General features: G+C 63.1%; 13 protein-coding genes and 1 pseudogene. 6 read left to right on the top strand and 8 right to left on the bottom strand.

The genetic code is table 11. The annotated features are described in order from the left end of the window. The 4 genes from KY499_RS01205 to KY499_RS01190 form a co-directional block, all read right to left on the bottom strand. The gene (locus tag KY499_RS01205) at positions 1 to 1,314 is read right to left on the bottom strand and encodes a D-arabinono-1,4-lactone oxidase (RefSeq protein WP_219886061.1); all 1,314 of its coding nucleotides are present in this window, start codon (positions 1,312 to 1,314) and stop codon (positions 1 to 3) included. Between the two features lie 66 nt (positions 1,315 to 1,380). Continuing rightward, complete coding sequence (locus KY499_RS01200; RefSeq protein ID WP_219886060.1) at positions 1,381 to 2,880, bottom strand: aldehyde dehydrogenase family protein; 1,500 nt, start codon at positions 2,878 to 2,880, stop codon at positions 1,381 to 1,383. Between the two features lie 289 nt (positions 2,881 to 3,169). After that, positions 3,170 to 3,895 carry a cache domain-containing protein gene (locus KY499_RS01195; RefSeq protein WP_219886059.1) on the bottom strand — a complete coding sequence of 242 codons (726 nt, stop codon included), beginning with the start codon at positions 3,893 to 3,895 and terminating at the stop codon, positions 3,170 to 3,172. Further along, positions 3,892 to 4,830 (bottom strand): FadR/GntR family transcriptional regulator, encoded by a 939-nt coding sequence (locus KY499_RS01190; protein ID WP_219886058.1) that lies wholly within the window; start codon positions 4,828 to 4,830, stop codon positions 3,892 to 3,894. The genes KY499_RS01195 and KY499_RS01190 overlap by 4 nt, the downstream gene beginning before the upstream one ends. 1 nt (position 4,831) lies before the next feature. On the opposite strand from KY499_RS01190, the gene KY499_RS01185 reads away from it, so the two are divergent. The 6 genes and pseudogenes from KY499_RS01185 to KY499_RS01160 all read left to right on the top strand — a co-directional run bounded on the left by KY499_RS01185 (position 4,832) and on the right by KY499_RS01160 (position 9,847). Then, complete coding sequence (locus tag KY499_RS01185; protein WP_219886057.1) at positions 4,832 to 5,896, top strand: spore photoproduct lyase family protein; 1,065 nt, start codon at positions 4,832 to 4,834, stop codon at positions 5,894 to 5,896. Between the two features lie 20 nt (positions 5,897 to 5,916). Continuing rightward, on the top strand, positions 5,917 to 6,513 hold the full coding sequence (locus KY499_RS01180) for a bifunctional 2-polyprenyl-6-hydroxyphenol methylase/3-demethylubiquinol 3-O-methyltransferase UbiG (protein ID WP_219886056.1): 597 nt from the start codon (positions 5,917 to 5,919) through the stop codon (positions 6,511 to 6,513). Positions 6,514 to 6,751: 238 nt separating this feature from the next. Further along, complete coding sequence (locus KY499_RS01175; protein ID WP_219886055.1) at positions 6,752 to 7,492, top strand: SDR family NAD(P)-dependent oxidoreductase; 741 nt, start codon at positions 6,752 to 6,754, stop codon at positions 7,490 to 7,492. Between the two features lie 99 nt (positions 7,493 to 7,591). Next, positions 7,592 to 8,064: pseudogene (locus tag KY499_RS01170) on the top strand (DUF427 domain-containing protein). A gap of 418 nt (positions 8,065 to 8,482) precedes the next feature. Next, on the top strand, positions 8,483 to 8,650 hold the full coding sequence (locus tag KY499_RS01165; protein ID WP_219886880.1) for a helix-turn-helix transcriptional regulator: 168 nt from the start codon (positions 8,483 to 8,485) through the stop codon (positions 8,648 to 8,650). Positions 8,651 to 8,833: 183 nt separating this feature from the next. Next, a complete protein-coding gene (locus KY499_RS01160; protein ID WP_219886054.1) occupies positions 8,834 to 9,847 on the top strand; it encodes a DUF808 domain-containing protein in 1,014 nt (337 codons plus the stop codon). 81 nt (positions 9,848 to 9,928) lie between these two features. Here the strand turns inward: KY499_RS01160 and KY499_RS01155 are convergent, their stop codons facing one another. From KY499_RS01155 to KY499_RS01140, 4 genes are all read right to left on the bottom strand, one after another. Continuing rightward, a complete protein-coding gene (locus KY499_RS01155) occupies positions 9,929 to 10,351 on the bottom strand; it encodes a hypothetical protein (RefSeq protein WP_219886053.1) in 423 nt (140 codons plus the stop codon). 149 nt (positions 10,352 to 10,500) lie between these two features. Further along, positions 10,501 to 10,761: a type II toxin-antitoxin system RelE/ParE family toxin gene (locus tag KY499_RS01150; protein ID WP_219886052.1), complete on the bottom strand. Its 261-nt coding sequence runs from the start codon at positions 10,759 to 10,761 to the stop codon at positions 10,501 to 10,503. After that, the gene (locus KY499_RS01145) at positions 10,758 to 11,006 is read right to left on the bottom strand and encodes a type II toxin-antitoxin system Phd/YefM family antitoxin (protein WP_219886051.1); all 249 of its coding nucleotides are present in this window, start codon (positions 11,004 to 11,006) and stop codon (positions 10,758 to 10,760) included. The genes KY499_RS01150 and KY499_RS01145 overlap by 4 nt, the downstream gene beginning before the upstream one ends. Before the next feature lie 358 nt (positions 11,007 to 11,364). Then, the gene (locus KY499_RS01140; RefSeq protein WP_219886050.1) at positions 11,365 to 11,637 is read right to left on the bottom strand and encodes a hypothetical protein; all 273 of its coding nucleotides are present in this window, start codon (positions 11,635 to 11,637) and stop codon (positions 11,365 to 11,367) included. Positions 11,638 to 12,078 lie beyond the last annotated feature (441 nt).

Here is a 12,078-nt window from a genome sequence, read left to right as displayed (position 1 = left end):
TTAACCGAGGAGGGCGCGGGTGTGGTCGTTGAGGAAGACCCCGTTGGGGTCGAACTCCCGGCGGACCTGGAGGAACGAGTCAAGCTCGGGGTAGAGCTTTTCAAGCCGTGCACGGGTCATGAAGTGGATCTTGCCCCAGTGCGCGCGGGCGTCGAAGTCCTGCAGCACGGCGTCGACGTCGCGCAGGTAGGGCCAGTAGTTGGTGCCGGGGGCGCCGGACACGGAGATGACGGTGGTGTCGCGCTTGGCGAACGGGGACAGATACCCTTCGTCCTGCTTTACCCAGCGGACTTCCATCGGGTATTTCTGGTCCGGGTGGGTAGTGCGGATCAGGTCCTGCACCCGTTCCACGGCCTCCTTGCCGTGTTCGACGGGAACGTAGTACTCCATTTCGTGGAATGGGATCATAAATCCGCCGGGGTAGATCCGGTAGGAACGGTCCCGTCGGGATCCTTCCTCCAATGAGATATCCGTGGCTTCGTTGAGCTTCACCGAGTTGTAGCGCTTGGTGTAGCTGCGGTCTGTCATCCGCTCGCCCGCCGGAGTGGGCAACTCGTACAGTTCGGCCGAGTCCTCCCCCGGGCACCACAGGAATGAATAGTGGCGGTTATCGGCTATGTCCGCATCCCACGTGGCGGACGTTTCCTCCCACGTGGGGTAGGTAATCCGTTCCTGAAGGTGATAGCTGTCCACTACCTGCAACTCGACCTCGAGGAAGATTCCCAACGTGCCGAGGGCAACCTGGGCGGCGCGCAGCTCATGGAGCCGGTCCTCACCAATTTCGACGATCTCGCCATGGCCGTTGACCAGGCGGACCCAGCGGAGACTCGAAGAGAAAGAGCCGAGCTCGATACCGGAGCCGTGGGTGCCGGTGGAGATGGCGCCGGAAATAGACTGCTTGTCGATATCACCCTGGTTGCTCAGCGCCAGACCCTGCTCCCAGAGCGGGTCGCCAAAGGCGCTGATCGGGGTGCCGCCTTTGGCGCGGACACGACGGCGGGCGGGATCGGTACCGGTGATACCGGACAGCCCCGAAAGGTCCATCAGGATTCCGCCGGTTTGCACCAGCGGGGTGAAGGAGTGTCCGGCGCCAACTGCGCGGACCGGAAGACCCTCCTTGATGGCGAAGCGAACAGTGTCAACGACTTCCTGCTCGGTTCGGGGCCGGACGGTAAAAGCCGGGGTAGCGGACTGGTTGCCGGCCCAGTTGGTCCAGAGGTGGTGGGTGTCGAAAGGGACCGGCGGAACGGCCAGAGCGTTCAGGTTATGGCCGGCGGTAGCGGGAACGGTTCCGGATATATCGGTGGTGGTCATGCGGATCTCCGAACGTGATGATGACGCGGATTAGGGGCTGTGGATGATTCAGGCGCTGTGGATGGTTCAGGCGCTGTGGTTGATCATCACGTGCTTGGTGCGGGAGAAGTCCTCAAGTGCGTAGAGGGAAAGATCCCGGCCGTAGCCGGATCCCTTGAACCCGCCCCACGGCACTTCGTTGGCCAGGACCAGATGGGAGTTGACCCAGACGGTACCGAAATCCAGCTTCCGGGGAACACTCATGGACAGCCGCGCATCGCTGGTCCACACAGAGGCCGCCAAGCCGTAGGGTGTGTCGTTGGCCCGCCTGATGACCTCTTGCTCATCGGAGAATGTCTCGACGGTTATCACCGGACCAAAGATTTCCTCCCGCGCAGCCTCGGCCCCGGCCGGAACGTTGACCAGGACGGTAGGAGCAATGAAATAGCCCGGACCCTCCAGCGGCCGGCCGCCGATGGCCGCGGTAATCCCGGCGTCGAGTGCGCGCTGCAGGAAGCCGGCGACGCGGGCGAAGTGGGCTTCGGACACCATCGGGCCAATCTCCACATCGGCTCCTGCTGCCGGATCGCCGACTACCAGCGTGCTGACTTCACGAACCAGAAGTTCGGTAAACTCTTCGGCTACGGATTCGTGGACGAGCACCCGGCAGGCCGAGCCACATTCCTGGCCCGAGTTCCAAAATCCAGCGGTGCGCAGGGCTGTGGCGGCAGCCGCCAGATCTGCATCTGCGTAGATGAGCACGGGGGCTTTGCCTCCCAGCTCCAGGTGAACGCGCTTGACGGTGCTGCCCGCCAACGAAGCGACTGCCTTACCGCTGCCGACGCTGCCAGTCACGGCCACCAGATTGATATCCGGGTGGTCAGCGAGCCTGGCCCCAACGACCGGCCCCAGGCCTGTGACGACGTTCAGGACACCGTCCGGGAGCACACCGGCGATCAGTTCCATGAGCTTCAAGGTGGTCAGCGGGGTCTGTTCGGAGGGCTTCAACACCACCGAATTTCCGGCCGCCAGAATAGGTGCGAGCTTCCATGCGGCCATCAGCAGCGGATAGTTCCACGGCGTTATCACCCCGACCACGCCGATGGGTTCACGGAGGATGACGGAGGTGTGGCCTGCAACGTAGTCACCGGCGGCAAGTGAGCTGAGCGCCCTGCCGGCGCCGGCCATAAAGCGGAAAGTGTCAACGGCGCTGGAGACGTCATCCTCGGAAACGCTCTGCGGTTTGCCGGTATTTGCGGATTCCAGGGCTTCGAGGACGGCGTGGCTGGCCTCAATAATATCGGCGATTTTCGAGAGTGCCTCGGAGCGCTCCTTGGGGGTCGTCGCACCCCAGCCCGGTTGGGCCCTGACTGCTGCTGCAACTGCGGCATCGACGTCGTCCGCCGTGCCTTCCGCCACTGAGGCGAAGCTCTGCCCGGTGGTCGGATCCACGATTTCCGTTTGGGCGCCGGAGGACCCGGGGACGAAGGATCCTCCGATGAAGTGCCCGGCAGGCGGGAGTTCCAGCTCCGGAGTGTGGCCCGAGGCCCGTCGGACGGAAAAACGTGCAATATCAGTCAGAGTCATGATGAATCGCCAATACTTTCTGCGTGCGCCGTTGCACGCCATAGCTGGAATCACACACCTGCCGGGTCGATCAACCGGGCAGTCAGAGGATGTTTCTCACTATGAACTACATCACACAAACAGGCTATAGGCAATAAACTTTAGACTTAAAGGTTTAAATCATTTTTGGATGTTCTCCCGACGGTACTCCGCGAGGGCTGGGACACCGTTAAGCGCTTGTGAGCCGTGCCAGCCAGGAAAACCGGGGGCCCGACGTCGTCCCCTGGGGCCCGATGCCCTGCGGCTGCCGCTACGGCAGGACGACCAGTCGCCAGGGACCGGCCGGAATCCGCGAAACCGGCACGATGCAGGACAGAGACGGCGCTGCCTGGGCCAAGGCGTTGGGGGTCAGCAACGTGCCGGTGGCATGCCGGGCGGTGTTGGAGACAACTACTTTGCCGGTGCCGGTCACCAGGGCAACGTGCTGTTCCCGCCGTCTCAGCGAACGTAGAAACAGCACTTCCAGAAAATCCAGAGACAGGTCGGCTGCCAGGACGCTGCAGAGGTTCTGATTATGGGCAACGGCCAGCGCTGCCGTAATGACCCTCAGGTCCGTGCCCCCGCTGTCGACATACGGGCCGACGAGGACCGGTTCTCCCGTGGCGGCGGGAATGTTGAACCAGTCCAGTGCTGTGTAGTCGTAGAAATTTACCGAGTCCGGATTGAACGTATGCTCCTTGAAGTGGAGCCCGCCGTCGCTGCCGCGGCGCCACCACTGAAGCCACAGGTCGGCGTCAGCCAGGAGCCCGGGCGCCACGGCCAGTCCCGCGCCGTCCACCAGGCCGGCATGGGCATGAATGAGTTCGCCCAGAGGTTCCCGCAGCGCTGTCAGCGTCTTGCGGTAAACAGGTCCGGCAGAGCCCGTGAGGTCCAGCACCAGCGGCTGCATCGCTGTGAGGCTGTCAAACATGCGGTCAATGTGCTCCCCGATGATCCGGGCAGTGGACTCAATAGCGGTGCTCAGCGACTCTGTCATTGTGACTCCGTTCCGGCGGTGAGGAGATCCAGATGCTGATCGATCAGCAGGGCGGCCTCGAGTTCAAAATGGCCCCTGGCCAACTGCTCAGCGGCTGCCGCGTCACGCCGTTCGATGGCGTCTATCAAAAGGCCGTGAGCGGCGGAGGCCTGAGTCCGGTAGTCCGTCCACGATTGCCCCCATGACAGGGGCGCCATTTCGCTCTGGATCTGGATCATGAGCGTCGTCAAGCGGCGCGACTGGGAAGCGACGCCCAGCCCGATATGCAGCCTGGCATCGGCACGCCGTAGCTCATCCGCCCCCTGCGCCCCGTCGAATCGCGCGGCAAGGTCTCTGACGCGGCGGATATCCTGGCTGTCTGAGCGCAGCGCGGCCAGCCTGGCCGCCGAAGCCGCAACGGATGCCGCGACGTCTCCGAGATCCCGCAGGTCATCTGTGCCGCATTGGGTCAGGCGGGTGCGGATACTCGCGTCGCTGACGCTGACGTTTCCGCTAATGAAACTGCCGCCACCCCGCCCGCGGCGGGTTTCCAGCAGGCCTTTACTTCGCAGCAGCGCCAACGACTGGCGCAACGTCAGTGGCGAGACCCCCAGGTGCTCGGCAAGAGTCAGCTCCGGAGGGAGCCGCTCTCCCTTATTGAGAATGCCAATGCCGATTGCCGCAGTGAGCTGCTCAGCAACCTGTTCGGCGCGGCCAAACGGATCCAGCGTCCCGACCCGCATCTGGGCGACCATCTCAAGCGAACGGAGGGGCACCGCCTCAGCCTCGTTCGGAACCCCGTAATCCACGGTGTCAGCGTAACAGCCGACCATCCTTTCCGATGGCGGGAATAAGCCCACGGGGTTCTCGGCGCCTACTTCCTGAGGCAAAAAAATAACGCCGTAGTGCGGACCGGTGCTGTCCACGGCATCCTCGGCGTTTTGGGAGAATGGCATCATGGAATTCAACCGGCTGCTGCAGATCCGGCGCATCTATGCGCAGCCGGCTGCTCTGGAGCTTCCCAGAGGCAGGGAGATCCTCGAACGCTGGCCGGACGCCGACGTCGTGCTTGTCGACAGCCACTGGAACATCCCTGAGGTGCACGGTGATGAAACGAACGTGCCGCGCTGGTCCCGGATCAAGACGGAGGCGCTGGTCCTCGGCGTCAAGAAAGCGCTGACGGTCAAGCCGAACGGCCGGTCCGCGGACTTCATTGCGCCCTCCACCGCGAACGGCTGCGCCATGGCATGCGCCTATTGCTATGTGCCCCGGCACAAGGGATACAGCAACCCGGTAACCGTGTTCGCGAACATCGACCAGATCGTCGGGGCGCTGGAGCGGCACGTCAGACGCCAGGGCATGAAGCTCGAACCCAACCAGTGCGACCCGGAACTCTGGGTCTACGACGTCGGTGAAAACAGCGACTGCTCCGTCGACGCGCTGATTAGCGACAACGTGGAAGACCTCGTGATGCTCTTCCGCGACCTGCCAACCGCCAAGCTGTCCTTCGCCACCAAGTACGTTAACCGGGCGATGCTCGGCTGGGACCACGGCGGTCACACCCGGATCCGTTTTTCCCTCATGCCCGGGGAGTTGGCGAAGTCGGTCGACGTCCGGACCTCGCCGGTGGCTGAACGCATGGCTGCAATCAACGACTTCGTCGATGCCGGGTACGAGGTGCACGTGAACTTCTCCCCCGTCATCATTACGGACACCTGGCTCAGCGACTGGGAGGAGCTGCTGCGCCAACTCGATGCCACCCTGACAACCACCGCAAAGGCCCAGCTCGCGGCAGAAGTCATCTTCCTGACCCACAACGAGCGACTCCACGAGGTCAACCTGGGGTGGCATCCGCAGGCCGAGAGCGTGCTGTGGCGTCCGGACCTCCAAGAATCCAAGGTCTCGTCCAACGGCTTCACCAACGTCCGCTACCGTGCCGGATCCAAGGCCGGCTACGTGCGGCAACTGGCCTCGCTCATTGAAGAGATCACGCCGTACTGCCGCATCCGCTACGCATTCTGAGGTTCAGGTAACTTGGAACCATGAAACGCGAAAGCCTGTGGGAAGCCCAAAGGAAAGAAAATCCGGGCCACTCCGCCTGGTACATCTCCCGGTTCGAGGCGATGCGCGCGGAGGGTAGGGATCTCCACGGCGAGTCCAGGCTCATTGACGCGCTGGTTCCGCGATCCGCGCGGATTCTCGACGCCGGGTGCGGTCCCGGCCGGGTGGGCGGGGAACTTGCCCGGCTCGGTCACCACGTCACGGGAGTCGACCTCGACCCCGAGCTGGTGGCCGCCGCCAACAAAGACCACCCGTCCGTGGATTGGCACGTAGGCGATCTGAGCGAACTCAACCTGCCGGGCCAGAAGTTTGACCTGATTGTCTGCGCCGGCAACGTCATGGCGTTCCTGGCACCGGGAACGGCCCGCGAGGTTCTGCAGCAGTTCAGGGAGTATCTGACTCCGGACGGCCGGGCGGTGATTGGCTTCGGTTCCGGCCGCGGCTACGACTTCGAGACGTATTTCGACGACGTCGGCGCCGCCGGTCTGGTTCCGGCCGGGACCTTCTCGACGTGGGACCTCAGGCCGTTCTCGCCGTCGTCGGACTTTATCGTTTCGATCCTGTCGCCGATGCCGTAGTCCCATACCCACGTTCGTTCGTTGGCAAAGGATTTTCAGGGGGCGTCGCCGGAGGAGCGGCCCCGCAGTCAGTGGCCGGGATCTTCATCTCGCTCGCCCTTTGATTCCTTGGAAATGGCTAATCGGAAAGCACTTACATGCTCGCCAATAGTCGGCTATATTTTGGCGTCCGGCGGCAAGAGCCCCTGCGCATCATTCGTCGCCCTACAGCGGATCACGAATTGATGGAGGCCTCGCGATGACAAACGAACCTGCCGTTTTGGTTACCGGCGGCGCACGTGGAATAGGGCGAGCGATCGCGGAACATCTGGCAGAGTGCGGCTGGAAGGTGATTGCGACGTACAACACAGGTCTTGATGAAGCCCTGGAGCTGAGGCGCACGCACGGCGTCGAGGTACGGCAGTTCGACATGACAGACAGGTCCACATCGTGGGAGTTCGCCCGCCAAATCCGTACAGAATTTTCCTTCGACGCGCTGGTCAACAACGCCGGGATCCTCGAAAAGGAAGGCTTCGAAGAATTCACGTTGGGCGCGTGGGATAGAGCCCTCGAGGTGAACGTCACGGCACCCCTGATCCTGGCTCAAGCGCTCGGCTCTCATATGGGCGCCGGTGGCAGCATCGTGAACATAGCCAGCACGGACGCCTACATCGGGTCCTACCAAAGCATCGCTTACTCGGCCAGCAAGGCGGCTCTGCTTTCCGTCACGCGAAGTCTCGCCAACATCCTTGGGCCCCGCGGCGTTCGGGTCAACGCCGTGACTCCAGGCTGGGTCGACAATGGCATCACTGCAGAATCATACGAAGCGGCAAGCCTCACTCCGCTGGGACGCAACGGACTTCCTGAAGACATCGCCAAGGTCGTCGCATTTCTTCTAAGCCCAGAAGCAGCCTTCATTACAGGTGCGTCCATCGTCGTCGACGGCGGGTACACCGGGGTGGACTATTACATGAAGAAGGAAAACGATTCTCTTGGTTGATCCCTTTTCCTATCACGCGCGGGGCTCAGCCACTCGACCACACTCCGTCGGAATTGAGATGGCCAGCATGCCGAATTCACCTTCCGGCGTCCCCGGCCCATCAAGCCCAAAACCGGTCAAGAATCGGTGTGGGACTACCCGCGGCCGCCACTGGTGGAGCCGCGCTCGGAGCGGGTCATCGTGCGGCTTGGCGGGCAGGTGATTGCCGAGACCACCGATGCGGTGCGCGTCCTCGAGACGAGTCATCCGCCTGTCTACTAACTGCCGTTGGACGCCTTCGCTGCCGGTGTGCTCGTACCGGTCGAGGGCAGCAGCTTCCGCGAGTTCAAGCGCACTACTTCGACGTCGTTGCCGGCGGAGTCATCGCTCCCCGCGCCGGGTGGACCTACCCGGAACCCACCCGGGGCTTCGAGGCGCTCCGTACCCGCGTGGCCCTCTACCCGGGTCGCATGGACTCCTGCGAGGTCGACGGCGAGCAGGTGACCTTCCAGGAGGGAGACTTCTACGGCGGCTGGATCACCAGGCAGATCGTTGGTCCGTTCAAGGGCGGCCCGGGCACGGCCGGGTGGTGAGCACTTCGCTCATGCGCGCGGCGGGACCATCGAAACGTTTACCGGGCCGGTGACCCTGACCCTGCCGCTGCAGGCGGTCCAGCAAGGCCCGACAGGGCTGGAGGCCGGGGCGACGGGACTGTTTACCGCGATGGAGGCGACGATCCCTGCCCTCCCCGGGAACGAGGCCGCACTGCTGGCCTGGGGCGCCGCCCTGAACCAGGTCAGCCTCCTGGCCGTCATGGCGCTGCTGTTCCTGCTCGCGCTCCGGCTCCTCGGCGAGAACCTGTTCACCCCGGCCTCAGTATGGATCGTGGGTGCCAGCGGGGTGGTCCTGGCCGCTGCCGGAAGTCTCGGGCAGGCCCTGGATGCGATCGCGCGGAACCGGATCGCCGAGCTGATCGGTGCGAACCAGCGGACCGCGGGCGAAACGGCCGGCATGAGCCTGACCGAACTGAGCCGCCGCGTCGGCGTGAGCCTGGTGAACCTTTGCGTATTGAAGAACGACCGCGCCAAGGCGATCCGCTTCTCCACCCTGACGGCGCTGTGCGAGGTCCTCGAATGCCAGGTCGGCGACCTGTTCAGCCACGAGCCAGCCGGGAAGTAAGAGGACAGCAGCAAAGCGGTCAAGGCGCCCCAGCCCGCCGGTGCAGCTGCCGCCGTCCCCGTGAAAGCACTCCACTCCCATCGGCGGGCTTCCGACACCATATAATCCGAATATGCCCATCACGCGCCTCGACCGAGGCATCCACGCCCAGCCGTCCGCCCTCGAGCAGCAAGGGGGCGAGCTATGAGCGGCGGTCTCGTTGCCCTGCTGGACGACGTCGCAGCCTTGGCCCGCATAGCGGCCGCCTCGGTGGACGACGTCGCTGCCGGAGCCGCGAAGGCTGGGGCCAAGGCCGCCGGCGTGGTCATCGACGACGCCGCCGTCACCCCGCAGTACGTTTCCGGAGCGGACCCGTCCCGCGAACTGCCAATGATCAAGCGGATCTTCTGGGGATCACTCCGGAACAAGCTTTTGATCATCCTGCCGGCGCTGCTGCTCATCAGCGCCTTCATCCCGGCGGTCATCCCGTTCATCCTCATGGCGGGCGGCACCTACCTCTGCTACGAGGGTGCCGAAAAAGTCTGGCACAAGTTCCGCGGCCACCACGAGGCCGAGGAGGCGGCGCCGGCGGTCGACCGGGGCCCGGAGGCGGAGGCCAAGGTCACTAAGGGCGCCATCACCACCGACTTCATCCTGTCCTGCGAAATCATGGTCATCTCGATGAATGAGGTGGCCAATGAGTCCTTGCTGGTCCGGGCGCTCATCCTGGTAGTCGTCGCGGTCCTGATCACGGTGCTCGTTTACGGGGCCGTCGCACTCATCGTCAAGATGGACGACATCGGCTTGCACCTGGCCGCCAAGGACTCCGCAGGCTCCCAGCGCGTCGGCGAGCTGCTCGTCAAGGGGATGCCCGCCGTGCTGGCCGCCATCACACTTATCGGAACGATCGCCATGCTGTGGGTGGGCGGGCACATCATGCTGCAGGGAGCCTACGACCTCGGTTGGCACATGCCGTATGACGTGGTCCATGTCCTCGAGGCTCCTTTGGCGGGGATCCCGGTGGCGGGCGGCTTCCTGGTCTGGCTCGTGAACACCCTGAGCTCGGCTGTCCTGGGACTCATCTGGGGCCTCCTGGTCATGGCTATCGTGCAGCCGCTGCTGAAAGCGCTGCCGTTCGGCAACAAGAAGGGCGAGCACGAGGAGGGCGACGTCGCTGGTCCTCCGCCGGCGAAACATAGCTCCGATTCCGCCTCCTAGCACAAGCCCTGAGAAGACCCACCCCCGTGGGAATGTCAATCTGATTTGAGCCCAGGTTGGCGGAGTACGGTCGGATCGGCGTTAGGAACGACGGCGATAGACGGACCGGGGCCGCAGACCTCCGACAAGTCCGACCAGGGCTGCCGGGATGGCGAAGAGACCGGCGATCTGCGGAGTCAGGGACGGCGGCGTCATGATCATCGTTGCCAAGCCCACCAGCGCCGCCGGCGCAGCCACGCAGATCGTCACCCAAAGCGGGTTACCCCGGACCTGCGACCATACGGCTGCCGCAAGCGACGTCGCAGACCCGGCGAGCATGAAGAGCCGGCCCGTGCGGAGCCGGTCGATGTACGCAGGCTCCGGCGCGTAGTTTAGGAATGCTGTCCGTTCCAGTGCGATGACTGTCAGGATGATGGAGACAACGGCTAATGCCGCCCACGGCAGCGATCTGCCCTTCCACCACGGGCGAACGACATAGCGTTCGTTGCCGTTCTGCGAACTCATCACAGAAATGAGCCTAGCCCAGCATCCTGCCGACTCCCCGGCATCTTCGGCGACTTGGCAGAATGGCGTCTTGGGAACTCATCCTCCGGGGCGTGGAAAGGGCAAACCGGCAGAGCCCATCGATGTCCTGACCGGGGGAAAGTGGACGGCTACTTATCGTAGACTTCGCGTCCATGCCCTACGGTGACAACAACCACGAGCAAAACGTCGTCCTGGATCGTGTAGATGATCCGATAGTCACCTACACGGACCCGATAACCCGGACGGCCGCTCAAGGCAATCGCTTTGGGCGGCCGCGGGTCTTGGCCGAGGAGCGCGATCGCACCTTGAATGCGTTCTTTGTCCTCGGGATGGATCTTCTTAAGTGCGCGGATGGCCGCAGGTCTTAGGTCAATTCGGTAGGGACTCATGCCCAGCCCAGATCCGCCTTCACTTGTACCCAGGGAATGTTCCCGCCTTCTTCCGCCATTGCTGCATCGAACGCCGCAATGTCCTCGACTTCTTCCAAAGCATCAAGCATCTGCTCATATCGCTCTGGCGATAGTAGAACCGCCGCCCGATGTCCGCGGCGTTCAATGAATACCGGCTCGGACTCGGCCTTTTCGATGAGTTCCGGCAAGTGTGATCGCGCGTCCGTGATGTTGATGGTCGACATGCATCAAATGTACATCCGCAAGCATTAGATGTACATCTGATGCATCTCTCACACGGAGGAGAAGATGTGATGGACAGGCCACTTGGTCCCGAGGACCATCGCTTCACCGCGTATTTCTGCGGCAGCAGTCGTTCGTTCGCGCCAGGCATGGACAATCCGGATGGTCCCATGTGCACTCGTCGCGTTTCCACGCGACTCTGCCTCGGTGGCCCCGGCCGGAACCGCGGTGTTTCTGGGCGTGCCAGGCCAGCCACCTGAACGACCCGCGGGGCCAGCCAAACGAACCGCCCTCCGGCGGAAGATTGCAGGTATGAGCGGCTGCACGCCTCAAAAGACCCGCCAGCACTACGTCCCCGGGTCAGGTGCTGGGCTCGGGTTCGACCAGCATCAGGATCGTGTCCGGGCGTACGCCGTCGAATTTCATGGCGTCGGCCGCTGCCTCGGATTCCATCATTCGCTGGAACGTATCCATGTCCGGGACTTCGATGATCAGGCCGACGCGGTTGGTTTTCGCCGGGTCGACAAAGGTTCGAACAGTCATTCCCATAGGTCCGAAGAGTTCCTGGCGTCGCGGCGAGCTGAGCCAGTGGTCAACGTCGTCGACCTCATGGAAGATCAATAGAGTTGCCATCGTTGCCTCTGCTTTCGAAAGCGGTATCAGGAGCCGGATTGGAAGGCAATCGCATGAGGAACTCCTAATCCAAGCAGAAGTTACCACGGCCGCCTTATCTTCGATAGGCAGCGAGAAAAAGCGGCCAGAATCGCTCCCGGCGGCCTTCGTACGTTCTGCCGGTGGCCTTCTCGCGGCGAGTGTCAGCGTGACCCCGTAGAGCCTCACGGCAAGGTGTCAGGAATGCCGCAACACATCCCAATTTGCCGCGAGTATCGGTACTCACCTGACGTCAGGCAGGGATATGCCCTAACCGGACAGTCAAAAAAGTCCCATCAGAACCGAGACTCCCGGATTCGTCTCACCGCCTCCCGCGTACACACGGACTCAAACACCGCCTCGATACGCTCCGAAAAGGCAGCGACGGCACGGGTATGGCAATAGATTTGATCCAGGTGCTCC

This window comes from Arthrobacter sp. PAMC25284 (assembly GCF_019443425.1).
GTDB classification, from domain to species: domain Bacteria; phylum Actinomycetota; class Actinomycetes; order Actinomycetales; family Micrococcaceae; genus Arthrobacter; species Arthrobacter oryzae_A.
The sequence above is the reverse complement of the archived record's forward strand: the minus strand, read 5'-3'. Positions and strand labels throughout refer to the sequence as shown.

What these genes read in the sequence shown, in the direction of transcription:
- KY499_RS01205 (WP_219886061.1), bottom strand. Translation starts at nt 1,314, where the DNA reads ATGACCACCACCGATATATCCGGAACCGTTCCCGCTACCGCCGGCCAT.
- KY499_RS01190 (WP_219886058.1), bottom strand. Translation starts at nt 4,830, where the DNA reads ATGCCATTCTCCCAAAACGCCGAGGATGCCGTGGACAGCACCGGTCCG.
- KY499_RS01160 (WP_219886054.1), top strand. Translation starts at nt 8,834, where the DNA reads ATGAGCGGCGGTCTCGTTGCCCTGCTGGACGACGTCGCAGCCTTGGCC.
- KY499_RS01175 (WP_219886055.1), top strand. Translation starts at nt 6,752, where the DNA reads ATGACAAACGAACCTGCCGTTTTGGTTACCGGCGGCGCACGTGGAATA.
- KY499_RS01165 (WP_219886880.1), top strand. Translation starts at nt 8,483, where the DNA reads ATGAGCCTGACCGAACTGAGCCGCCGCGTCGGCGTGAGCCTGGTGAAC.
- KY499_RS01150 (WP_219886052.1), bottom strand. Translation starts at nt 10,761, where the DNA reads ATGAGTCCCTACCGAATTGACCTAAGACCTGCGGCCATCCGCGCACTT.
- KY499_RS01145 (WP_219886051.1), bottom strand. Translation starts at nt 11,006, where the DNA reads ATGTCGACCATCAACATCACGGACGCGCGATCACACTTGCCGGAACTC.
- KY499_RS01195 (WP_219886059.1), bottom strand. Translation starts at nt 3,895, where the DNA reads ATGACAGAGTCGCTGAGCACCGCTATTGAGTCCACTGCCCGGATCATC.
- KY499_RS01155 (WP_219886053.1), bottom strand. Translation starts at nt 10,351, where the DNA reads ATGAGTTCGCAGAACGGCAACGAACGCTATGTCGTTCGCCCGTGGTGG.
- KY499_RS01140 (WP_219886050.1), bottom strand. Translation starts at nt 11,637, where the DNA reads ATGGCAACTCTATTGATCTTCCATGAGGTCGACGACGTTGACCACTGG.
- KY499_RS01200 (WP_219886060.1), bottom strand. Translation starts at nt 2,880, where the DNA reads ATGACTCTGACTGATATTGCACGTTTTTCCGTCCGACGGGCCTCGGGC.
- KY499_RS01180 (WP_219886056.1), top strand. Translation starts at nt 5,917, where the DNA reads ATGAAACGCGAAAGCCTGTGGGAAGCCCAAAGGAAAGAAAATCCGGGC.
- KY499_RS01185 (WP_219886057.1), top strand. Translation starts at nt 4,832, where the DNA reads ATGGAATTCAACCGGCTGCTGCAGATCCGGCGCATCTATGCGCAGCCG.